At 33.9% G+C, this 24319-nt stretch carries 22 protein-coding genes and 2 tRNA genes; 7 read left to right on the top strand and 17 right to left on the bottom strand.

Translation table 11 applies throughout. The features are described from left to right. Positions 1-19 precede the first annotated feature (19 nt). From Q1V95_RS10570 to Q1V95_RS10545, 6 genes are all read right to left on the bottom strand, one after another. Positions 20-1651, bottom strand: coding sequence for a T9SS type A sorting domain-containing protein (locus Q1V95_RS10570; protein ID WP_300673527.1), 1632 nt, complete (start codon positions 1649-1651; stop codon positions 20-22). Positions 1652-1783: 132 nt separating this feature from the next. Further along, complete coding sequence (locus Q1V95_RS10565; protein WP_300673524.1) at positions 1784-3385, bottom strand: tetratricopeptide repeat protein; 1602 nt, start codon at positions 3383-3385, stop codon at positions 1784-1786. Between the two features lie 57 nt (positions 3386-3442). Further along, a complete protein-coding gene (locus tag Q1V95_RS10560) occupies positions 3443-3697 on the bottom strand; it encodes a DUF3820 family protein (RefSeq protein ID WP_300673522.1) in 255 nt (84 codons plus the stop codon). Then, the gene (locus Q1V95_RS10555) at positions 3697-4791 is read right to left on the bottom strand and encodes an AI-2E family transporter (RefSeq protein WP_300673519.1); all 1095 of its coding nucleotides are present in this window, start codon (positions 4789-4791) and stop codon (positions 3697-3699) included. The genes Q1V95_RS10560 and Q1V95_RS10555 overlap by 1 nt, the downstream gene beginning before the upstream one ends. A gap of 17 nt (positions 4792-4808) precedes the next feature. Then, positions 4809-5537 carry a beta-carotene 15,15'-monooxygenase gene (locus tag Q1V95_RS10550; protein ID WP_300673517.1) on the bottom strand — a complete coding sequence of 243 codons (729 nt, stop codon included), beginning with the start codon at positions 5535-5537 and terminating at the stop codon, positions 4809-4811. 65 nt (positions 5538-5602) lie between these two features. After that, complete coding sequence (locus Q1V95_RS10545; RefSeq protein ID WP_300673515.1) at positions 5603-6316, bottom strand: hypothetical protein; 714 nt, start codon at positions 6314-6316, stop codon at positions 5603-5605. Positions 6317-6367: 51 nt separating this feature from the next. Between Q1V95_RS10545 and Q1V95_RS10540 the strand changes: the two genes are divergently transcribed. Both Q1V95_RS10540 and Q1V95_RS10535 read left to right on the top strand, forming a co-directional pair. Continuing rightward, positions 6368-7345, top strand: a complete 978-nt coding sequence (locus Q1V95_RS10540; RefSeq protein WP_300673513.1) for an aminodeoxychorismate synthase component I — start codon at positions 6368-6370, stop codon at positions 7343-7345. Then, positions 7329-7958, top strand: a complete 630-nt coding sequence (locus tag Q1V95_RS10535; protein ID WP_300673511.1) for an aminotransferase class IV — start codon at positions 7329-7331, stop codon at positions 7956-7958. The genes Q1V95_RS10540 and Q1V95_RS10535 overlap by 17 nt, the downstream gene beginning before the upstream one ends. Positions 7959-7961: 3 nt before the next feature. Here Q1V95_RS10535 and menD read toward each other — a convergent pair whose 3' ends face one another. Beyond that, on the bottom strand, positions 7962-9626 hold the full coding sequence (gene menD / locus Q1V95_RS10530; RefSeq protein ID WP_300673509.1) for a 2-succinyl-5-enolpyruvyl-6-hydroxy-3-cyclohexene-1-carboxylic-acid synthase: 1665 nt from the start codon (positions 9624-9626) through the stop codon (positions 7962-7964). Positions 9627-9940: 314 nt separating this feature from the next. Here menD and Q1V95_RS10525 point away from each other — a divergent pair, with 314 nt between their 5' ends. The 5 genes from Q1V95_RS10525 to Q1V95_RS10505 all read left to right on the top strand — a co-directional run bounded on the left by Q1V95_RS10525 (position 9941) and on the right by Q1V95_RS10505 (position 12770). Next, positions 9941-10375 carry a DUF6646 family protein gene (locus Q1V95_RS10525; RefSeq protein WP_300673507.1) on the top strand — a complete coding sequence of 145 codons (435 nt, stop codon included), beginning with the start codon at positions 9941-9943 and terminating at the stop codon, positions 10373-10375. Between the two features lie 43 nt (positions 10376-10418). Then, positions 10419-10889 carry a hypothetical protein gene (locus Q1V95_RS10520; protein WP_300673504.1) on the top strand — a complete coding sequence of 157 codons (471 nt, stop codon included), beginning with the start codon at positions 10419-10421 and terminating at the stop codon, positions 10887-10889. A gap of 115 nt (positions 10890-11004) precedes the next feature. Further along, positions 11005-12342, top strand: coding sequence for an RIP metalloprotease RseP (gene rseP / locus Q1V95_RS10515; RefSeq protein WP_300673503.1), 1338 nt, complete (start codon positions 11005-11007; stop codon positions 12340-12342). 84 nt (positions 12343-12426) lie between these two features. Next, positions 12427-12500 (top strand) — tRNA-Asn (locus Q1V95_RS10510). A 193-nt stretch (positions 12501-12693) separates the two neighbouring features. Further along, a tRNA-Asn gene (locus Q1V95_RS10505) sits at positions 12694-12770 on the top strand. On the opposite strand, the gene Q1V95_RS10500 is transcribed toward Q1V95_RS10505, so the two are convergent. From Q1V95_RS10500 to Q1V95_RS10455, 10 genes are all read right to left on the bottom strand, one after another. Beyond that, the gene (locus tag Q1V95_RS10500; protein ID WP_079667507.1) at positions 12733-14301 is read right to left on the bottom strand and encodes a recombinase family protein; all 1569 of its coding nucleotides are present in this window, start codon (positions 14299-14301) and stop codon (positions 12733-12735) included. The two genes, Q1V95_RS10505 and Q1V95_RS10500, sit on opposite strands and share 38 nt — an antisense overlap. A 183-nt stretch (positions 14302-14484) precedes the next feature. After that, positions 14485-15318, bottom strand: coding sequence for a MerR family transcriptional regulator (locus Q1V95_RS10495; RefSeq protein WP_079667506.1), 834 nt, complete (start codon positions 15316-15318; stop codon positions 14485-14487). Between the two features lie 58 nt (positions 15319-15376). Next, positions 15377-16732 carry a recombinase family protein gene (locus Q1V95_RS10490; protein ID WP_300673498.1) on the bottom strand — a complete coding sequence of 452 codons (1356 nt, stop codon included), beginning with the start codon at positions 16730-16732 and terminating at the stop codon, positions 15377-15379. A gap of 3 nt (positions 16733-16735) precedes the next feature. Next, complete coding sequence (locus tag Q1V95_RS10485; protein ID WP_300673496.1) at positions 16736-17644, bottom strand: ParB/RepB/Spo0J family partition protein; 909 nt, start codon at positions 17642-17644, stop codon at positions 16736-16738. Positions 17645-17952: 308 nt separating this feature from the next. After that, positions 17953-18759 (bottom strand): hypothetical protein, encoded by an 807-nt coding sequence (locus tag Q1V95_RS10480; RefSeq protein ID WP_300673493.1) that lies wholly within the window; start codon positions 18757-18759, stop codon positions 17953-17955. Between the two features lie 430 nt (positions 18760-19189). Next, positions 19190-19864 (bottom strand): recombinase family protein, encoded by a 675-nt coding sequence (locus Q1V95_RS10475; RefSeq protein WP_079667502.1) that lies wholly within the window; start codon positions 19862-19864, stop codon positions 19190-19192. A gap of 70 nt (positions 19865-19934) precedes the next feature. Beyond that, on the bottom strand, positions 19935-20411 hold the full coding sequence (locus Q1V95_RS10470; protein ID WP_300673486.1) for a DUF488 domain-containing protein: 477 nt from the start codon (positions 20409-20411) through the stop codon (positions 19935-19937). A 63-nt stretch (positions 20412-20474) separates the two neighbouring features. Beyond that, positions 20475-21086, bottom strand: coding sequence for a hypothetical protein (locus tag Q1V95_RS10465; RefSeq protein WP_079667500.1), 612 nt, complete (start codon positions 21084-21086; stop codon positions 20475-20477). Positions 21087-21417: 331 nt separating this feature from the next. Further along, the gene (locus Q1V95_RS10460; RefSeq protein WP_300673482.1) at positions 21418-21921 is read right to left on the bottom strand and encodes a hypothetical protein; all 504 of its coding nucleotides are present in this window, start codon (positions 21919-21921) and stop codon (positions 21418-21420) included. Between the two features lie 71 nt (positions 21922-21992). Next, positions 21993-24116, bottom strand: coding sequence for a carboxy terminal-processing peptidase (locus tag Q1V95_RS10455; RefSeq protein WP_300673480.1), 2124 nt, complete (start codon positions 24114-24116; stop codon positions 21993-21995). Positions 24117-24319 lie beyond the last annotated feature (203 nt).

Raw genomic sequence — 24319 nt, 5'->3', positions numbered from 1 at the left:
ACTTTTTTCTTTTCGTATTTTAATTCTTTATAAACTTCGTACTGAAGACTTTGCCTTTATTATTTATTTCAATGATGTAGTTTGACTTTGGTAAATTCTCTACAGAAATCTTGCTGCCTTTGATGGTTTCGGATCGTAGCAATTGACCAGAGAAATTGTAAATCTTAACACTTGCATTTTCAAGATTTTTCGAAAAATTGAGTATCGAAGAAGCTGGATTCGGATACACACTCAAGTTAGAATTATTAATTTCGTTCGTTGCTAAATAAGACTCTGGCATCATGGCATTTTGTGCATAGACGGAATTGATGCCACCATCTCGAGTTTCATTGTATTTAAAAACTATTTGATTGTCCGGCATTTTCAACAAATTATTATGCGATGTAAAGGACTCTCTGGTAATCAAATCGATGGACTTTTCTTTCCAGTCAAATTCACCTTTACTATTTAATCTTGTCAAATGTGTTGTGAAAAGTTGCACATTAAATTCTTTAATATTGTTGTAGGCAAACACAGGCTTATCGTCATCCAAAAATAATGTACCAACATGGGCTTTGGCATCATTTAGTGATAAAGGAAAAACTTCTTTAGCATTATCAGAAAATAATCGAGCACCAGTTTCTTTGTCAAATTTTTGTACATACTCACCATAATAATTTTGAGATCCTGCAGTACTAAAAGTCGAAATTCCCCAAATATGATCCGTTCCTGCTTTTGAGGCAATCTGAACATCTTTTTCGAAATTGGCATTGTTGGTACTAAAGTCAACACCACCAACGCCCCAAGGCAGAGAACCATCAGGATTTATCTTTATTAAGTAAGAATCTGTACGTCCTCCTTGCCCGCTAGTAAAGGCATAATAGACTTTATCATTTTCAAAAAATGTACTATTTTTCTTGCTCCAAGTAGAACTATTTGGTGATAACAAAACTGGTGCGTTCCAAACAGGTTTTCCATCTGGATCGTAAGTTTGCGCAAAAAGATTGGTATAAGCGCCAGTCAACACTTTATTAAAAACAATTTCTACGTTGCCATTGCTTAGCTCGAAAAGATCTGCGGGAACCGTTTTTTTAGTTGTATCATCAGCATAGATTATTGTTGGCTCAGACCAAATTGGGACACCTGCACTTGTAAATTTTTGTAAGCGCGCTTGCACTTTACTTGTTGGCCAATAACTGATTATAATATCGCCAGATTTCAGTGGCAAAATGGTTGGTACATAGCCTTCGCCTAAAGCAATACCATTAGTTCCCCAAGGTAAGTCTCCATTTGGTGTTACTTTATATGCAAATGCGGGATAACCACCCGTTGTTCCTGTTACACCAATAAAAAGATTTCCGTCCTTGTCCAAGACTGTTTGCTCTACCATTGTGTACGTAGACATCGGAATTTGGTTGCTAATCAACTTTCCTTCTTCACCCCAAAGTTTGTTGCCATTCTTATCCAAATACTGAATTCGAAGTTCGTAGTTAGTTGGTGCTGCAACTTTTTTCCAATAACCAAGGTAAATATGACCATCTGCTGTTGCTACTGAAAAAGATGCGCCATTATTGTTTGCAACAAGCAGCGTATTTTCATTGGTATCATTTGTCCATTGTGCACTAATACAACTTCCAATGATAAGGCTAAGTGATAAAATTATTTTTTTCATAATATTTTGATTTGTTGGTACAAAGCAATTGATTAAAATAATTTTGACCTAAAAAAGCACCACACACTTAGCACACACTAGCCATTTTACAACACACACTTACTACAACGTCAATTTGTTTTATATTGATTATCAATAATTTGTAAAAGAATTAAGATATTGATAAATATCTGATTGTGTATTGGTAAGATTTAATTTTTTTCGAAGTCTGGTTCTAGAATTCTCAATGGTTTTTGGAGTTACATTTAGAAGATTCGAAATTTCTTTGGTACTTAACTTTAACAAAATCATGGCAGCAAGTCGTCGATCATAGGTTGTTAAATCTGGATGTTTTGCTTCAAGGTTTTTATAGAAAGATTCATGAATGTTCACAAAATGATGTTCAAACTCTTCCCAAGAATTGGTTTTCATATTGGTCTTGATTTCCAAAATAATATGAGAAATTTCGTCTACTATTTTTTGATTCTGAACTTTTAATTTAAGATGATCGATTTGCTCCATTATAGATTTGAAAATCTCCTCGATTTTGGATTGTTCAATCGATTTATAGACGAGTTGCTTTTCTTTCATGTGGTTTTCAATTTCTAATTTGTTGGTTCTAGCAACTTGTAGAAGTTTTTCGAGCTCTAGCTTAGATACTTTATTTCTATAATTAATAACAGCCAAAACCGAAATCACAATACACAACAAGAGAAAGATTGCACCAGCGATGTAGTAACTTTGCCTTTTATCTTGAATTAATTCATCAATCTTTTTTTGAGATTCGTAATCGTGTTTTAGCTTTGTTCGTTCCACACTTACCGCTTTTTCCTCAATATTTAATTGTTCCCGAATAGAATCATAAGTTTTAAAACTATAGGCAGCATTTTTATAATCTTTTTGATCCAAATAGGTGTTATAAGTTGCCCATAACAAATCGCGATACACGAAATTAGGATTGGCCTTATTGGTATATTGATCCATTTTTTTAACATAACCAAGCGCTTTATCATGTAGACCAACACTATTGTAATAATTAATCAAGTAGAAATATACTAAAGAAAAAGCCTTTGGATTTTCAATTTTATCAGTATTAAGAATAGCTTCTGCTTGTTCCAAATAATCGAGAGCCTTTTTCTTCTCTCCCTGAAAAGAGGCTACTTTTCCCAAATTCGCAAGAACATAAACTTTGAGTTCTGGTTTGTTAAAAGCATCAAGCCTTGTTAAAGCTTTAGAAAAATAATAATTAGAAGAGTCTAGCTTTTTTAGCACGAAAAAAGCATTACCAAGATTGTTGTAGGTTTTTATTTCCTCGTAAGTATTTGCATTCTTAATGTGCTCTGCTAATAGTTTTTTGTAATACTCTATCGCCTTTGGCGTGTCGTTAAGTTGCGTGTACACAAAAGCGAACATATCATCAATCTCAGCAATTTTCTGTGGTGATGTTTTATAAAAAATATTGTAAGCTTTCCTAGAATAATCCAGTGCGATGTCAAAACGGTTGGTTTCAGAATATATTTTAGAAGCTTCTATATAAAAATCGCCAAGTTCTTCTTGTGTCTTTGCTTGTTTCTGTGCTTCACTTAGAAGACTTTCCGCTTTTGTCCAATCTTTGAATTTATATTGTTGCGCTTTAGTAATCAGCGTATTGATTTCATCCTTTCTATTTTGAGCTAAACTAAAATTAGCCAATAGAAAAAATAAAATAATACAAAACCCAAGTCGTTTAACTTTAGAATAAGGATAAGCTTCCATCTTCTAAAAATACAAAAACAAAGATTTTAATGCTAAAAAAGATTTTAGGAAAGAAAACTACAATTTGTAAACCCGAGGTTTAGTAGGTGCTTCAGGCTTTTTGTGCTCACGAATAGCAGCAAAAATATGATCTAGACCATTTAATTTAACTTCATATATTGTTGCCAGTTGCGAACCTAATTTATTCTGAGGAAAACCTTTGCGGTTAAACCATTCCAAATAAGAGATTGGAAGGTCAATAATCCATTGGTCTTTGTATTTACCATAAGGCATTTTTACTTTGCAAAGCTCTTGCAGAATTTCTGGCGTCATTATATGATTATATCTATTTTTTGTTCGAGTTCACCATTGTTAGGCATCACAATATCTTTTGGACCATCATCATTGTCGTCTGAGAATTCGTCGCGATACACCTGAATCAACAAAACCGTAACCGACACTAGAATAGGACCAAAAATCAAACCTAAAAATCCAAAGATATTCATCCCCGCAATAATTCCGAAAACGGTGTTAAGAGGATGGATATTTTCTAATTTTTTAAGGAGTGTAAATCGTAATAAATTGTCAGTTAGTCCAACAACGACCAAACAATATACCGCAAGTCCTAATCCTGGACCAGTTTGACCTTCAGCAATCATAAAAATACATACAGGGACATAAACAATTGCTGCTCCAACAATAGGAATCATGCTCGACACAAATGTTAGTGCAAATAATAACACAGGACTTGGCGCTCCAAATATGAAATAACCGACCAAGCCAACCAAACCTTGTCCTAAAGCAACTACAGGAATCCCGATAGCATTGGCAATCACCATTTTTCGGATTTTTTCGCCTAATAGATTAATGTTTGCTTTTTTGAAAGGCGCTGCATTGGTAAGAAGTTTTTCGAATTTCCTTGGACTTACCAACATAAAGTACAAGATGAAGTACATCGAAAAAATAATCGTAAAAGTGTTAAATGTCGTACTAAGTGCTGAAGTCGAAAATCTTCCAGCGGCTGCTTTTAGCTTGTCAAGATTTTCCTTACTAAGAAGATCGACATGGATTTGAGAGTAGACATAAGTATGGATTTTATCAATAAACTCGTTAAATTTTCCCATATAGGCTTGGGCATTTCCAAGCTTGGCAATCAGCATATCAACAATCCAATAGACAGGTAGGATAAGAACAACCAAAGTTGCAAGAATAATGACTGTAGCTGCAATAGCAGGCTTCCAGTGTTTTTGTTCGAGAAGATAAAGAAGATACTTTCTCGAAATAATGTATAAAGTTAAAGCGCCTAATAATGATGGAATAAAAAGAGCAAGATTATAACAAATAAGTCCAACTAATGTTACAATTAGTATTATGAGAGCTATTTGTTTTATGATGTTGCCACTAATTTGTTTTTCAGAATTAGGCACTTTAATTATTTTAAATTTTAAGGATTATAGGTAATTTGTTTTGGTAGACCAACAAATGCAACATACAATGAATAAGCCGCTGTTAGATAAAATGGCAAAGTTACCAAAAGACCAATACCACACAATATAATACCAGCGATACTAATAAGGAATGCCAAAATTGCAACCCCTAAAAATGTTCCGTAGTTATCTTTTGCAATGTTAAATGACTTAGAAAGCGCATCCATAGCACTTGCTTTTTCAAATAACAAAATTGGATAACCAATAAAAAATAAAGGCATTACTAATAAACCAGGAATTACACAAAGTGAAAAACCTATTGAACTAATAATCCCAGTTATTAAACTATAAATTAAGATATTAACAAGATTCTCTTTGTATGCATAAAATAAATCTCCAAACGCAACCTGCTGTTTTGTGTTTACTTTATGCGAAATATAGATTAAACCTAAAAATAAAGGCGATAGTAATAATCCAAATAAAGCAGAAAAACCATAATAAGTTCTAATACCTGGTATCGCAAAATAATCGATTTGCCCGCCAGATGAAATAATCTCCTGATAAACTGCTTGCGAGTTAAAACCAGAAATTGCCTGTACTACAAAAGATATTATAAAATATAATACCATTGTAACAATTGCGTAAAGAATTACCCCTTTGTACGTCTCAAAAGCATGAGAAATAATGTCGCCCGTGTTCCTTGCCGGAACTTTTCCTTGTGAATCAAATTCGTTGAATGTTTCCATATTTTATATTTTGTTGTTCCAAATTACAATTTTTTCTAATTATTTAGATTAATTAAATAAAAATTTTAATGTTTAATTACAAAAACATGTCGAAAACAGGCATAGATGATGGCATTCCAAAACGGAAATGTCAATAATATCCCAAATCCGAACATCAAAAGTCCCGAATATGAAAAGAATATTGCGACAATAGTACACACCAAAACCAACAAAAATTTAGTCCTAAGAACCGTAAATGTTATCGCAATGGATTTAAAACTATTTTGATTCAGAAAAAACATCAATGGGCTTACAAAAAAGCACACCAAAATCCAAATAATTACAAAGGGCGTTGGAAGCAAGAAAAATACAGAATTCCAAAAAATACCAAACGCAAAATATTTGAAAAAGCTAACACCTTGGTAACCTACCAGTAAGTCGCTCAAAGTTGGTTCTTGCCCATTTTCTTTTACAGCAAAGACGTTTTGCATTCCGATATTAAGCGGAAACACAATGGCTTTGATGGCGATAATGGCAATTAAAAAATTGGTGTATTCTGGTGTCAAAGCCAATTCTTTCATTTTTTCCATAAAAGCATTTTGATCACTTTCTAACAAAGGAGCAAAAGCATCCACTTTTTCATTAATTCCAAAATAAGTAAAAGCAAAAGATGCTAACACAAAAAGTATTGAAAAATAAAATATACTAAAAGCAAACTGAAACTTTGTCGTGCTCGCCCACAAGGTAAATGCACGCGAGAGAACAATATTGATTTCAGAATTGTTGGGAGTATTCTGCATATTGATTTATATTTGAGCTGCAAAAATAAAGCTTCAAAGCCTAATAAAAGAATGTTACAAGAAATTGATTTTGATTTTGCTGCGATTGACAAACTTTCTTTGTCACAGATGCCCTTTGTTTTTTTTATTGATTTTCTGAAAAACAAAATGATTCTTTTAACGGAAGATGAATTAGAAAAAACAAATATTAAAATTGATTTTCCAAATTACCAAAACATTGATAACTTACAATTTAACAATTCTAATTTTAAGCTTAACTTTAAGATTGAAAATTTAGAAACTTATAAAAAAGGATTTAATTTAGTTCAAGAAAATCTTCGAAAAGGAAATTCTTATTTGGTTAATTATACAAGGCAAACACCCATCGACATTAATTATTCTTTGGAAGAAATTTTTGCACATTCTAAAGCGAAATATAAAGCTTGCATTCCCGAAAAAATTGTTTTTTTCTCTCCCGAAACTTTTATTGAAATTAGAAATAACAAAATTTCGACACATCCAATGAAAGGCACCATTGACGCCAATATCCCAAACGCAAAAGAACTTCTAAAAGCCAACATCAAAGAGAAAGCCGAACATTATACTGTTGTTGATTTGCTTAGAAATGACCTCAGCATTGTTGCTAATGATGTTAAAGTGGACGAATTTCAGCGCATTGATTTTATCCAAACCCAACAGAAAAATCTATTTGCGATGAGCTCGGAAATTTCGGGAACTTTGAAACCAAAATTTCAAAACAAAATAGGAACAATCCTTAATCTTCTTTTGCCAGCTGGTTCTATTCTTGGTGCGCCCAAAAAGAAAACTTTGGAAATTATTTTGGAAGCCGAACAATATGATCGCGGTTTTTATTCTGGCATTTGTGGATATTTTGACGGCAAAGATTTGGATTCTTGCGTGATGATTCGCTTTATCGAAAAGCAAGGCGAAAATTATGTTTTCAAAAGCGGTGGCGGCATCACACATCAAAGTCAATTACTTGACGAATACGAAGAAATGAAAAATAAAATCTATGCTCCAATTTATTGAAAGTATCAAAGTGAAAGACCAAAAAATCTTTCTCGCCGATTGGCATCAAAAGCGAATGAATGAGACTTTTTTGCATTTCCAAAAAGAATGTCGAATCGATGTTTTGGACATTTATAAAATTCTAAATCACGATGAAGACGGCTTGTACAAATTCCGATTGGTTTATGATTTGGAAAACAATTTCAAAACACAGATGTTACCTTATGCGATTTCAGAAATTGAAGATTTTGAATTAGTTACCGACGACAATCTCGATTATAGATTCAAGTATCTTAACCGAAGAGAAATTGATATTTTAAAACAAAAATCTAATGCGCAAGAAATTATCATTGTCCAAAACGGAAATGTGACTGATACGAGTTTTAGTAATTTACTTTTCTTAAAAGATAAAACTTGGTACACGCCAGAAACTTATTTGTTAAATGGTGTCCAAAGACAATATCTCCTTAATCAAAATCAAATAAAAACCGCAACAATCTCTCTTGAAAATATTCAGGAGTTTTCTCATTTTCAAATCATTAACGCGATGAATGATTTTGATGAAAACTTTATTTATCCTATTTCAAAAATTATTAATCTTCCCAAAAGAATTGTGGACCTCGACGATTTGTAAGCTTTACTTCAGATTTTCAAAATAATCTTTTAGTTTGTCTTCGTTTTGTGAACTTTGCGTCATGACTTCAAGTATTTTGGGTTTTTGACCTGGCTTAAAGAAATTATCAATCACACGATCGAGACTCAATTCGTCCTCCGCTTTTATATAATCGAAACCAAAATGTTTTGCCAAAAGTTCGGCACTTCTGTGATGTTGTGTCGCAATTAACTCATCCACAGCATTGGTATCACTCGGTCCAGGAATAATTCTGAAAATATTACCCTCACCATTATTAAAAATTACAATTCTAGTATATGGCGGAATATATTGATTCCAAAGCCCGTTGATATCGTAGAAAAAGCTAATATCACCAGTAACAAGGATTGTCGGCGTGTCTGTCATCATTGCAAATCCCATTGCCGTTGATGTACAACCATCGATGCCACTTGTCCCACGATTACAATAGCAATCGTATTTATTAAAGTCAAATAATTGTGCGTAACGAATTGCTGAGCTATTAGAAAAATGAATCTTGTAATCAGCAGGAATAACCTCCGAAAGCATTTTAAACAAATAGAAATCCGAAAAGCCTATTTTGGGAAGTGTAGCATCGTGACGTGCATCCATTTTGTCTCTCAAAACATCCCAAAGATTGTAATATGATGATGGCTCTAATGTGATATTATTTAACAACTTAGCGAAAAATACTTCAGGCTTTGCTTCAATATTTCTATCTAAAACGAAGTAAGTATCTGGTTGCCAGTTTTCGTCAACATGCCAATGGTGTTTTGGTTTGGCTTTGCGCAGGAAATTTTTAACCTTTTTCGAAACCACATTTTGCCCAACTGTAATTAATAAATCCGGAGCATAGTTTTTAAAATCCTCTTCACCAAAATTAAAAATATAGCGATCGATATGTGAAAAGAATTTTTCATTATCAAGGTTAGACGTTACTTCTGTCAGAATAACTGCACTATGATTTTTCACCAATTGTGATAGCTGCATTTGCAATTCAGGATTCGGATCTTGACTTCCAACCAAAATTAAAATTCGTTTAGAAGTATTCCACTCGGCAACAAGATTGGGAAGTAAGTCAAATTTCTTTTTCTGAATCGTTGATTCAACTTTAGGTAAAATTGGAAGTTCTGTAACCAAGTTATAAAGTGGCTCACTCAATGGTATATTGATGTGTACAGGACCACTTTTTTCGATGCAAAGCTCTACTGCTTTTTTTACTGTTTCTAGATTAAAGTCGTAAGAATTCTCCTCTTTATCTTCCTTTAATTGAAAATCACCATAGGAATGCTGCTGATAAAGATGGTTTTGACGAATTGTTTGTCCATCAAAAATATCGACAAAATCCGTTGGTCTATCGGCTGTCAAAATCAACAAAGGAACATTTTGATAAAAAGCTTCAACAATTGCAGGGTAATAATTGGTTGCTGCCGAACCACTTGTACACGTTAATGCAACTGGTTTTTTAAGCACTTTTGCCATTCCCATTCCAACAAATGCTGCAGCACGCTCATCCACAATACTATAACATTGCATAGAGTCTAACTCAGAAAAGTGTATTGCCAAAGGTGCATTGCGCGAACCTGGAGATACAACAATCCTGTCGATACCATAATGTTCTAACACATGTCCGAGAATCTGTACACTGCGTATTGAAGAATATTGTTTCATGCTTTTTATCTTAACTAAAGGACAAAATTAATTAAAAAAGGTGGCATTTGAAGCACGAAATAAAATTCTAAATTGCTTATTATTTTCAGTACAAGTATTACTAAAAAACTTATTTTATATTAAAATTCCGCAACAAAAAGCAAGATTTACGTTTTAATTCATCAAAAAAATCTAAAGATTGATTGTTATTTAATGATGAAATATGCTAATTGTGAGGATTTTAACAACTTAGCATCTTATTTTTTACTAAATAATTATGCTTGTCATAAAATATTGGTCTTATTTTTGATAAGCTGATAGTTAGAAGAATAAATATGAAGAAATTGATGTTAGCAGCTTTAGGTTGCTTTATGATGACAACAGCTTCGGCGCAAGCTTGGAATGGACAAGGCGATCAAAAAGTACAAGCAGGTCTTAATTTTTATGGAAGCGAAGGCTTAGGTCTTAAAGGTAGTTATGATTATGGTATTGCAGATGCCATTTCGGTGGGAGCAGGTCTAGGTCTGTATTTTGGGAAAAACGACCACAAATCTGATTTTTCAATTCATGGTCGATTCAACTATCACTTGCATGATTTATTAAATCTAGATAGCAAATTGGATATTTATCCAGGAGTGACTCTAGGAGTATTAGGAGACACTTTTGATTTTGGAGCGCACGTTGGCGTTAGATACTTCTTCACAGACAAAATTGGTGGTTTCGTAGAATTAGGAAATCGTGGCGGCTTAGGTGTCGTTGTTAATTTGTAAACAAATAATCACAATATACACAAACAACAAAAAATTTACTATAATGAAAAACTTAGTTAAATCAATCGCTTTAGTAGGTGCAGTAGCACTTGGAAGTCAATTTGCGCATGCGCAGTCATATAGAGATGCGTTAGGAATTGCTATCGATCTTGGAGATGGGGGTACTTTAGTAGGTCCTCAATATAAGCACTCTTTCGATGGAAGAAATGCTGGTAATGTACAAGTATTATTTGGTAGTGGTGTAACAGTATTAGGTGCAGACTATACCTATAACCAAAAATTTAGAGGCGCTAGCGGCTTAGGTTGGTACATTGGTGTTGGACCACAAGTTGCATTCGCAAATCATGGAGGTGGTTCTGCTTTCGGAATTAGACCACAATTGGGATTAGAATTCAAAATCCCGTCGGCTCCATTAGCAATGAGCTTTGACTGGAAGCCTTATTGGAATCTTTCTGATGAATCTAATTTTCAAGCTGGACGCTTTACTATAGGCTTCAAGTACATTTTGAAATAAGAAATTATTTATAAAAATAGTTAAAAAAGACCTTATCTTCGGATAGGGTTTTTTCTTTGTAAAAAATCTAATACCAATTGCTTACCTTTGCGTAATTTAATTTTAAACAAAATAAATGGCACTACAACAGTTATTTCAATTTATACTGAGTATTTCAATTCTTGTAATCTTGCATGAGCTTGGGCACTTTATCCCAGCCAAACTTTTCAAAACTAAAGTTGAAAAATTTTATTTGTTCTTTGACCCCTGGTTTTCTATTGCTAAAAAGAAGATCGGTGAAACTGAATATGGTATCGGTTGGTTACCTTTTGGTGGTTATGTAAAAATCGCTGGTATGGTTGACGAAAGTATGGATACCGAACAATTAAAAAAACCAGCAGAACCTTGGGAATTCCGTAGCAAACCAGCATGGCAACGTCTTATCATCATGCTAGGAGGTGTTACAGTTAACTTCTTTTTGGCTTGGTTAATCTATTCTTGCCTTTCTTATTTTAACGGTGAAAAATACTATGACAATTCAAAATTTGATGCTGGTATTGCGGTAACTTCCGAAGGCGCAAAAATGGGTCTTAAAACGGGAGATAAAATCCTTAAGATTGACGGAAAACCAGCAGAACGCATGCAATCATCCATTATGAATATGCTTTTTGCAAATAATGTAACTGTTTTGCGTGATGGTAAAGAAGTGACTTTTCCAGTCAATGAAGATGGTGTTGCAGAAGTCCTAAAAGCCAATGAGGCAAAATTATATTTCAGCAATCGTTTTCCAGCGGTTGTAGATAGTATCGTTGCCAACTATCCAGCTGATAAAATGGGATTAAAAACTGGTGATAAAATTATCGAAGTTAATGGACAGCCAACGCCTTACTACGATTTGGTAACCAAAAACATATCCGAAAATCCGGGTAAAGAAATCTCTATAAAAGTTGAAAGAAATAATCAAATAGTAGTACTAAATACAACACTTGGTAAAGATGGAAAACTAGGTATTTTTCCTAACCCAGCTATTGCACAGAAAAGTCTAGATAAAACTGAGGTTGTTAAAAATTATACTTTCCTAGAGGCTATCCCTAGAGGTTTTGAAAGAACCATTGACGTTTTGGTAATGCAAATTAAGCAGTTTAAGATTATCTTCAACAGCAAAACTGAGGGTTACAAAAAAGTTTCTGGACCAATTGGTATCATCAAGCAAATGCCAAAAACCATCAATTGGGAGTTTTTCTGGAGCTTTACAGCGATGTTCTCTGTTTGGTTAGCATTCCTTAACCTTATTCCGATTCCTGGTTTGGATGGTGGTCACGTTATGTTTACGCTTTGGGAAATGATTACAGGAAAACCAGTTCCGCAAAAAGTTCTTGAAAATGCACAAATGATTGGTGTTATTTTCTTACTTGGATTAATGGTGTTAATCTTTGGAAGTGACATAGTTAAGTGGATTACTGGGAAGTTTTAATTAAAATTTTCAAAAAAAGTTCAAAATAAATTTGGTGCGAATATAAAATCGTTATATATTTGCACCACTTTAAATGAAGGACATTCCTCCTTAGCTCAGTTGGTTAGAGCATCTGACTGTTAATCAGAGGGTCGCTGGTTCGAGCCCAGCAGGAGGAGCAAAAGACTTACAGTAATGTAAGTCTTTTTTGTTTTGGGTTAATACCAATAAATTGTAAAATTTTATTTATTCAGAATCAAATAGATAAGTCTATTTCGGTTAAAAAAAATCATTTTTTTCTTTATTAGAGCGTGATATGCTTGATTTGAAACAAATTAATTTCTATATTTGCAGCACTTAAAAAGGAAACATTCCTCCTTAGCTCAGTTGGTTAGAGCATCTGACTGTTAATCAGAGGGTCGCTGGTTCGAGCCCAGCAGGAGGAGCCATATTGGACAAGTTGATATTTTTATCTTCTTGTCCTTTTTTTATTTCTCCTAATCCGTTGATATTTAAGGTTAAAATTTTAAGTAACTTATTAATTTGGGTGGTTCGATATTTATTTTCGGAGAAAACTAAATTTTCAGGAAATATCGAACCAACAATTTTTTGTTTAATTTCTAACGGTGCTTCCCGATAATACTTTTTCATATCATACAAGAACGCAGAGCCATATTCAAAATATTTTTCCAAATCAGTTTTTTCGATAGTAAATTCCTCCTTTCTGTCTCCCAATTCTTCAATTTCACTCTGTAATCTCCTCTTCATTCCCTGATAATCCTGAACATCAATTTTTTCATCCAAAAAGTTGTTCTCTAAATTATACAGCCGACTTTTTACTTTTTCAATGTTATCGTCAATAATTTTGAGTTGTCGATTTCTTTCGACTTCTCCTTGTCCGAAAACATCTTTGAGAATCTCAATATATAAACCAAGAACCTGCTCAGAAATCACAAAAGAACCGAGAAATTCCTCAAATGACTCATTAGAAGCATCGGCTCTGAAACGTTCCTTACAACCTTTCTGACAATGGTAGTAAAAAATTCTTGAACCATTCCTACTTGTAGAGCGACTACCTGTTAATTTTCCACCACATCTTTGACAACTCAAATGCCCCCTCAGAGGAAGTTCGTCTTTTCGTGTTAGTTTGCTTGGCGTATTTTTCTTTCTACCCGAAATTATATCCTGAACTTCATCGAATACTTCTCTACTAATCAATGGCTCGTGTAAGCCGATTACCTCCATTTCCGGCTCATCTTTCCAAGCAGGAATTTTAATAAGTCCGTAGTAATACGGATTTTTGACAGTATATAAGAAGTTTTGTTTACAGCAGTTTCTTAAACCGTCTTTAATCAACATTTGCCTAACCTCTTCTATGGAATACACTCCGCCTGACAACAGTTCAAAACCTTTTTTTATTAGTGGAGCATTGGTCGGATGCAGAACAATGGTTTTATTTATTTTGTCATTCATATAGCCGACAGGAGGTCGTCCCATTGTTCTTCCCTCCCTCATTGCCTGACGCATACATTGCTTCGTATTTAGACCTTTTCTTTCATTATCTATTTGAGGTAATAAATTATTCACTATGAATGGTAGTAAACTTTCGGGGCTATCCAAATCTGTATGATTTTCAAGTGTTCTAAATTCAATTCCAAATTTTCTGAACTTGGTTAGCATTGACAAAGTATTTTCAAGATTTCTCGAAAATCTGTCAGGACGGACACAAAGAAACATGTCGGGCTTTATTTTCTTAGACTTTACGTCTTCCAAGAAAGCATTGAAACTTGGACGATTAAAATTTTTGGCAGAATGGTCATCCTGATAATGTGCAAGAATATTAAAATTACCTCTTTCACAATGCTTAACAAGCTTTGCGTATTGGTCTTGCAGACTGAACCCATTCTCTTTTTGTTCATCTGTCGATACCCTTGTGTAGATGACTACGTTTCTTTCCTTGTAGTTTTTTGAAGTTTTCATATTCTATTTGGGCAAGTTTATAACATAGCATTCTTAATAACTGAGTTTCTTGTTCTCCAAATTTCAGACTTCCTTGGTTGATTTTCTGACGGCACTTTTCGATGGAAAGCATAGCTTATTATCGTAGTGAAGCCGTTCAGTGCTACTGATAGGGCTTTCGGTGTGGACTGTGAATGTATGATATTATTCTTCATCACTTTTAAATTTTTTTGATACTGTACGTTTAACTGCGATGGTTTTTCCTTTATGCTGAGTATGTGTAATACTTTGGAAAGCATTTTTGTTTTTGAGTTGCCCTACGTTACTATTCGTAGGCTCGCTCACAGTATAAATCATACTTACAGGGACACCATTTTTTACTGAAACCGTAATTTCCTCCACTTCTTTTTCTTTAATTTTCTCCCATATCATTTTTTGTTCATCAGAGATTTCAATAAAATTTTGATATATGGGCTTAAAATTTTTCTCAGGGAAAATATTTTGTAAAATTTGGTTGAGGTCGATTTTGATATGATTTAAAATTCCGTATGTATCCGAACTTCCAATTACTTCATAAACTGTTGCTACTTCTGCTCTAAAATCCGAAAAAACAAGTATTGAAACAGGTGTTTTGTTTATATAAGCCAACGCTGTGTAAAATTCGAGTTCGCCGTATTCGCATTGCTCATAACTCGCAGTAAGTGTTTTTTTTACTTTTCTTATTTCTTCGAGCCCTAATCCGAAATGACGAAGTTCTTTAATTATAATAAGCCAAATAACATCCATAAGGCTATATTTTCTCCATCCTCCGTCGCTTTGCTTAACATCCAAAATACTTTCTTTCTCCCAATGGTTCGCAATGCGATAGGATATGAGATTATCCGATATTCTATATTTCTTATCGTTAAAATATGCCCACAAATAGTCATTCTCTTTCGAGTGAATATACTGACTGAAAGCGGAGTAGAACTCTTTTTCCTTGGCTATCTGATATATTCCTCCTAAGGTTTCGAGCGGTAAAAATTTTTCTTTTTCCATAAACTTACGTTGATGTAATTTTTTTGTAAAGATATGAAAATTACACCGATGTAAGTAATTATTTTTTAATTTGGCTAACAAGATGATTCATTATTTCCTCAATCTTGTCTTTATCAATTTTACAATTATAGTATGTAGAACTATTTTTATTCAAAATCAGATAATCGGTAACGGCAAAACTTTCTGTCGGAATCAGAAAAAATTCATCAATTATTTGTTTATGGTCAGTAGTAACGCTTATCGACAAAACTTCATCAAAATTCCGTGTTTTTTCGGATATTAGAAAGCACCATTGAATGAGGTGTTTATTTTCGAGTTTAACCGCAAAAATAATGGGGAGTTCCATAATGATTTTTTCCGCCTCAAAAGGTGTCATTCCCTTGCTTAACAACCATTGACGTATATTGTTGAGAAAAAATTTTCTTGCTCGATTTTTTGCTCTTATTCCTTTTCTCCAGTTACTCGGTAAAATCCAATACAAACGTTCTTGTGCATTTTTAAATAAATCCTCATCAATAATTCCCTCGAACGCATTAGGTACAATTACCCATTCTGAACGAGGGTTTGCGTGAGATTTTTCTTTTAATCGTCCCCAGGTTTTGTTATAAATCCGAGTTCCGATATAGGTTTCATCTGTCAGAATTTTTATAATTTTCGACCAGCCCCAACGCTTCCCGCTAGCAGACAGTATTTCCTTACGGTTGAGATAAGAGACAATATCAGGAATTAAATATTTTTTGTTTACGAACAAATGAAAAATTTCTCTTACTGTTTCTGTCGTTTCGTCATTTTTCGGTGTAAAAGTAACTCTTTCGTTCGCAATTTGCTTGTGTTCTCCTAAATTGAGAATACGAATGGGATTTTTATTCACATCCAATAATTGTCTTGCCATTCCATAGACTGCCGTTCCACCTGCAGAATATCCCTGCTCGGAAACTTTTACACAGCCGTAGAATACCTTAGCACTTAATTGACGACTATATTCTCCTGCCATATATCTGTGAAGTGAAGTCTCCAAACTTGAATAGAGAGGATTGGTTTTGTCAGAAAATCCCCTCGAAACATAGACAACTTCCTTACCTTGCATACTGCAACGATAAGTATAGTGTGCCGCCTCGTCTTGATTTTGGAAACGCCCCCAACGTGAAACATCATAAACCAACACATAATCGAATTGTGGGGCTTCGGGATTTTCTACCCAATTTGCAAACAGATTTTCAAATCCGGGACGAGTGGCAAGAAGTCCGCTCTTTCCCTCGTCTGTCTCCTCGTGGATAATCTCAATATCATTTTCACGTGCAAATTTTTCTGTGTGTTGTCGTTGGATAGCCACAGAGTTCTCCTGCTTATCTTCGGCAGAATGCCGATAATATGCTATTGCTTTTTTATGTGTTTTTTCAAAAGTACCAAACATCTGCTACATAAATGTTTGCATTAATTTATACAAGTCTTCAAATACGACTTGTTCTTTTTCGGTCAAATTAATACCCAAATTTTTCTTTGTTCCTAAATCCTTTATGAGGGTTCTGATTTGGGTTGAAATCCCCGACAACTGTGTCATTTCAGATAATTCTACTGTTGAAATCTGAGGCTCTGAAAGGAATTTGAAAATTTCTTCCTCATTCAGCGATGCTGTCGAAAAAACTTTGGAAAGAGTTGTGAAGTCTGACACCCTATATAGCAGGTTGTCATTAATTTTTTGAAACAGAATTTGTATAATGTCATCCACCTGATATTGTTTTACCCTCCGTAATTTAGGTATCAGCCGTGTAAATCCGACCTGCTGATATTCTTTTAGTTTATGCCTTTCCATTAGAGATATGTATTCAAGCCGTGTATCTCTCAATTCCGTGTAGTGAAATAGGTTAGCCTGTGTAATTCCTACTAAATCAGCAATCTCCTTTTCATTGGCATTTTTGTATTCAGACCTTATTTTATGCAATGAATTTGCTCTTTCAATAGGTCGCCAATCTTTACGGTTGTTTTGCATTTCGTATCTGCGAGCCTCAAATTCTCCATCATTCATTTTTGGATATATACGGCACGGCACTTTTTCAAATTTTAGTTCTCTAGCACAACTATATCTTCTGTGCCCGTCCATAATGATATAACGTCCATCTTCAATTTTACTCACTTTTATCGGGTCTTCAATTCCATAATGCTGAATGGATTTTAGAAGACGACTTAGGTCTCCGCCTCCTCTAAGTTCAAAAACCTTTCTCGGTTGTTTTGAGTCGGTTTCTATTAAATCAACAGGCAATTCCTCAAACTGAAATGGATAGGGTTTAAGTGTGTCTAATAGACTGTTTTTGTCATTGTCGCTCATGAAATTCAAAAATTTAAGTTTTAATTTTCTATTTGTTATGAGGACTTAACCGTATGCTTTAAAGGCATCGCCAAACGCCTAATAACAATACGGAAAATCCTCACATTATCTCGTGTGAGAATTTTTCCGTATTCCTGTTATTGTAGTTAATTTGAAATTGGCGATTTCTTAAAGCGAGAATACTATTGCAAATTTATATTTTTTCTACAAATGACATATCAATATTCGTAAGTTTTTCATTTTTAATTTGATACAAATGAATGTGCTAGTTTTTTTTATATTTTCTGCCGTAATTGTAAAATTATAGATTACTCATTCTCCACTGTTACCAACCTCACAAATTTAGACGGACAGTAAATAGTGAACTTCACTCCTGAGACTGTAATACTTGCTTTGTTTTTATTGTAATTTTTGTCAATGTAATTCTGAACTTTCTCCACGTCTGCTCCGTCATACGGGATTGAAACGGCGTATTTCAAAAACGGTTTCATATCCTCAACCGAGTTGAGATTTGCCTGATTTCGGTAGGCGTTGAGTTTTATCTCAGTAACCTCGTTCACATTATCTTCCGCATAAATGGTAACATCATACTTAATTCCACCATATTCTTTCGTACAATAGAAAAACGAGCCGTCCGTAGAAATTTGCTTATCAATGGTAAATCCTTTGTCCTGAAAATTCAGATAAATATCGGCAGGATTAACACTCTTCAATCCTTTGTAAGATGAGGTACTTTCGGAATTTGCAGACGAAGCTTTATTACCATTCTCATCATATTTTACAGTTCCTCCACTTGCAGCAGTTTCGGTTGAGGTTTGCGGAGCATTTTGGTTACTGCTTTCCGCTATTGTAGCTTTTTCCGATTTATTTTTATCAATTTTATTGGATACAAAATTGGTAGCACCAACCACATACATAAGTCCTGCTAACAAAATTCTCAAAACCCGATTTTTCCGAAATCCTGCTTTTGGTTTTATCATCTCCCAAGTAGGAGGAAAAACCAATAAAGCGGAACTGAGAATTAAAACAAAACTCACGAAAGAACTAGAAAGCAGGGAGATAATGGAGAATAGTCCTAATGCTATACCAAGCAAAAATTTAAAATTCTTATACATAATTTGAAACGATTTTTTGCTTTCGTCCCAAAAAGCATAATTAAACTTTGGTTTTGTTTAATAAAAACAGCGTGGGACTAAGAGCTTATCAGTTCTCAGGCATCGCCAAACGCCCACACTCCAAATAAGAATAGCCCACGCCTTAACGTGAGCGTTCACTTATTATTTGTAGAGTGTTTCTAAATTGGCGATTTTGAGATACTCAAATAATAGCTAACGCTGATTATATGTTATAAAATTGTCTTAATTTTTTATTTTCAATATTTTAAAAATTTCCGTGTAAATATAATAGTTTCCAATTAATTGATAAAAATAATCTCGTTGTTTTAACTTCAAAATTTGACTGAAATATCTCCGATAAGATATTGTATAAGAAAGACCAAAAAGTGGTTAAATATTGAAAATTGAGCCGTTAAATGATTATTGAGGATTAGATAGAATTGTTGTGTTGATACCTGTTGTAAAGAATTTGAACCTGATTTTGTTGAAATACCTTTCCTGTCCTTGTTTTAAATCCTAAGTCGTTTAACTCTCTTGTAATTTGGGCAAAACTTCTTCCAATTTCTTTCATCGAAATTATAAGAGCCGTTGCTTTTCGGTTGTTCTCGTTTTGGAGTGCATTTTGTTTTCGTGCTTCCAATCCTTTCGCTCTCGCTTCGATGGTCATATTTTCGGGAGTACCCAATTTTATTCCTTTCGCTTTCAATTCTGCTAATGCCGATTTCGTTCGGTGGCTGATACGTTCTCTCTCGTCCTGTGCAAGAACTGCCATAATTCCGATTGTAATCGTATTTGCGTTGGGCATATCGCAACAAACAAAATCCACTTTGGCATCTTTAAGCGTAAAAATAAATGAAGCATTCCGGCTCAATCGGTCGAGTTTGGCAATGAGTAGAGTCGCTCCCTGTTTTTTGCATTCCTCAATTGCTTTGATGAGGTTTGGACGGTCGTTTTTCTTTCCACTCTCTACATCCTGAAACTCCGCAATCAGTTCTCCGCCTTTCGTTATGAATTTACTTACATCGGTTCGCTGTGCTTCTAATCCAAGACCCGAATTTCCCTGTTTTTGTGTGCTGACTCTGTAATATGCCACGAATTTTTGCATCGGCTTTGAAATTTAATTTTTTTAGAGGAATGTTTAAAAGACTTAAATTTTATGAAAAATAAAAAAAGCTTTAAAAAAGCTCTGTTTGATGGGGTTGAGGTTCACCTTTTGGGTCAAGATGCAGAATTTCATAACCTCTTTGGTGCAAGTCTTCTCCTATGAGAGTATAACGATGACACACCCTAAAATCCTGCTCTGCACAAAGAATGGCAATTCTAAGTCCTAACTCTATCCCTTTCTCGAGGTATTCCAAACCTTGCTGATATTTTAAAGTTTTTCGGATTTTTAAATAATCCAACTTACCATTTGTGTAAAGATTCGTATCCTTTGGTTTCCCCCCTAATGAGTCTCCCTGAAAGCCATATTTAATTCCTGTTTCTTGCAATGACGCTGATAAGCTTGCTCGATTGTATTCCGGCATCCATCTTGATTTTGGATTTGTTCTGATGTCAATTAATACTTGGATTTCATTTTTCTGTAAATTTTCAATGAAATTCTTCAAGGACAAATTCCCATATCCAAGTGTATATAACTTTCTGTTAATCATTATTTTAATTTTAATATCGTTGTGTAAATATATGATTAACAGCTTTTTAAGGCAAGTTTTCAGTTAGGAATTACTCAAATTTTTTGCAAAAAGTTCTTTCAGCATTACATTGATTTGTTGGTTTTTGATATTGACTGTATTACTACCCACATTTCTCTTTTCCAAAATCTCTGCATAAAGTTTAATAGCACTTACATCTCCATCTTTGGCAGTATTGTAGAGAGTAGCCATTAAATCACTAAACATTAAATTAAACATTTGCATTTCTTCTTTCATATAATCCCCCATTTCAAACTCTGCTAAATGTTTTGAAATTGTTTGCCGAGAAAGTCCAATTTCGGAAGCCATTTCAGTAATAGATGGCAAGCGATCGTATGATTTTAAATGTTCTTCAACATAGTTTTTAATTCGGATGTGATTGGCATCCCAATTTCTGTTTCTGCTTTTCTCTTCAAGCACATTCTCATACTTTTTTGCTTCATTAATGTACTGTTGTCTATCAACACGAGCCAATTCATCTAATCTTTGGCTAACCTCAAAAACCAATAACTGCTTTTCTCGTTGATTTAATTTTGATAAATCCTCGTGTGTTACGTAGTTGGTTTGTAGCAAATGACGTATGTTATCAAAAGGCTCTGCAAATGTTAAGTTTTGTAAACTTTTTTCGTTATCCATAACAATAAATTTTTGTTACACATTCTCTACTTTCTTACCTTTTTTGGTAAGTCTTGATTTCTATGGTTCAAGTCTATTATTGGATACTAATCTTAGGAGCATACTAAGTTCTTCTACGAAGCCGTCAGAATTTGGCTCAAACTTGAAACTGCTATAAAGCCCTTTAATTCGTAGATTTTCTTTGTATCTTCTATTAATTGGTTCGATAATTTGAAAGTATGGGGAGCTTCTTTATGAAACACTTACTTTAATTAGTAGGTGTTTTTTTTGTTAATAAAAAAGGAACTTCAATAATGAAGTTCCTTGTTATATTTTTTTACAACGAAACAATTTAACAACCTGTTCCACCCTCAAATTCTGCTGAGCCTGTTGCCTTTGTTTTTTTATTGATAACTTTAATTACACCATGCGCTTGCGCCGTGTCACTGTCAATACTAACTTCGCCTATAGTAGCATCGATTATCACTTGGTAATCATCATTTTCTAATTTAATAGTGAACATATTTTCACCATTTTCTTCTGAACTTGCATCTGTTGTGTAAAATTCAATTTGCTTTCCATCAATATTTAAAAAGTTAATCCAGCCTTTTTCATCTGGTGCGCCAGCTTGCATAAAAATCAAATCATTAAGCTCTTTCGCCTTACGAAAATAAGTTGTCTGGCAGCCAATTCCGATTTTGTCATCTGGCACCGAAATAACACCAATTTTTACATCTTTAGCTGGCGATGTAGCCAATTCCTGTTTTTCTACTTTTGGCTCTAAATTCGCTTCTTTTTTACAGGACAAAACACCAAAACCAAGGATCGCAAAAAACAAAATACTTTTAATATTCATAATTTTTATTTTACTCAAAAATAGAGAATTATTATAAAAACGAAAGCGCCCATTACTGAGCGCTTTTATCATTATTTAGATGATTGTTCTAAGGCGTCTAAAGTTTCTTTAAGATAGAAATCTTTTTGAAGGTTTTTGATCCAGTTTTCAGATTTCTTAGCAAAAGCCTCATCTTTTTTCTCACGAGCAGCTTCATCTGCATGTAATGTTATTTTGAGGCCATTATCATATTTATCCAAAATCTTGAACTTCTCAATCTGCGCTTTTCTCTCCTTCATAAGCGCCAAATATTTTTGCTCATTTAGCGTTATTTTTTCCTCTTTAGAAAGTGCTTCTCTCCATTTAGCAGATTCGATTAATTTTTGATAATTGATATTATCTTTAATCTTAGCATTAATCGATTGTTGGATTGCAGCAGCATGAATATCTCTCAATTTAGTAAACTTTGCTGGTGCTATTTTGTCCCAAGGCAAAGCAAACTGATCATAACGTTCACCGATTTCTGCATAAGTGTACAAATCCTCCATTTTAACATCCGATTCAACACCTTTACGTTGTGTAGATTCTCCTGTAATTCTATAGTATTTCTGAATCGTTAATTTAAGATCGCCATAATCCTCATTAGAATTTAAGAATCTATTTAATGATACAAAAGTTTGCACTGTTCCTTTTCCAAAAGATTGTGGTGATCCAACAATTGCTGCTCTACCATAATCTTGCATTGCACCAGCCAAAATCTCAGAAGCAGAAGCAGACAATTCGTTTTGCATTAATACCAAAGGACCTGTCCACACTGGAGAACTCGTTTTGTTACTTAGAACATTTATTTTTCCGTTTCCATCTTTAACCTGTACCACAGGACCTGCGTTAACAAATAATCCCATAAGATCGACAACTTCTGTTAGCGATCCTCCCCCATTATTTCTAAGGTCAAGAACAATTCCTTCAACTTTTTGAGCTTTAAGTTTTAGAAGTTCGGCCTTAACATCGTCTGATGCATTTCTACCTTTAGAATCTTCAAAATCCGCATAGAATCCTGGAAGATAGATATAGCCATACTTCTTCCCTCCTGGCGAATTAATAATCGAACTTCTTGCATAAGTATCTTCTATCGCAACTTCTTCACGAATTAAAGTAACATCCTTTATGGTACCATCCGTTTTCTCAACAGTTAAAGTCACTGGTGTACCTTTTTCGCCACGAATTAATCGCACAGCTTCTTCTGTTAACATCCCAACAACATTAACTGGATCCTCTTTTGGTTTGGATCTAACTTTAAGGATTTTATCACCTTTTGCAAGTTGTTTGGACTTCCAAGCTGGTGCGCCAATCGTTAAATCTCCCAAATAAAGATTTCCTTTCTTTTCCTGAATTAAAGCACCAATACCAATGATTTTTCCAGTAAAACTTGTGTCAAAATCTTCTTTATCTTTTGGTGAAAAATAATTAGTATGTGGATCAAATACTTCGGTATAAGCGTTCATATAAACTGTAAACCAATCGTTTTTCTTTCTCTTTTTGTAACGACGGAACATGTCAGTAATTTGGTCTTTAGCCTCGTCTTGTGCTTTGATACGCTTTTGATCTGCTGTCAAAATTTCTAATTTAACAGTATCTTTTAGCTTGTTAGTTACTAAAGAATCTTTTCTCTTCTTTTGAGATTCTTCCTTGTTATTAAGCGTTTCGATTTCTCTTAAAATATAATATTTAACAAAACGATTCCACTCCTTTTTTTGCTCAGCAGCATTAGCAGGATTGGTTTTAAGTTTTGGCTCAAGAATCATAGAATCGTCTTCGTTAAGATTAACAGGTTTGCTAAGAATATCCTGTGTCATCTTATCAATATCATCCAAACGTTGATACAGCCTATCAGTAGTTAATTTATAAAACGTCAAATCACCATTATTAAGATAATCGTCAAGTTTTGTTTTGTGTTTGGAAAACTCATCCATATCAGATTGCAAAAAGATTCTTTTATCTGGGTCAGCAGACTCAAAAAACTTATTATAAACTTCTGCGGAATAAGCATCGTTAATTGGTTTTGGAGAGTAATGCAAATAGGATAAAGTGTTTTTGACACTCACCATAATGGTTTGCATTTTTTCGTCATCATTTTGTGGCGCGTTGAAACAAAACATCAGCGTCATAAGAGGCGCAAACATGAAGATTCTGTTCCATTTAAAATTTTTAAACATAGAGATTACTTAAATGATAAAATATTGGTAATTAGCTTTTACTAAATGTTACAAATGATTGCAAATTTTATTCGAAATCATAAGTCCAAGTCACATCAAATTTAATACCTTATTTTTATTCGACTGCTATATTTTATCTAATTTTGTATAATTCTTTAAAAATGGGCTTTATTTTGTCAAGATGCCCAACTATTATTTATTTT

Origin of the sequence: Soonwooa sp., assembly GCF_030151385.1 — a bacterium.
Taxonomy (GTDB): domain Bacteria; phylum Bacteroidota; class Bacteroidia; order Flavobacteriales; family Weeksellaceae; genus Soonwooa.
Note: the sequence above shows the minus strand (reverse complement) of the source record. Positions and strands in the feature narration are given on the sequence as shown.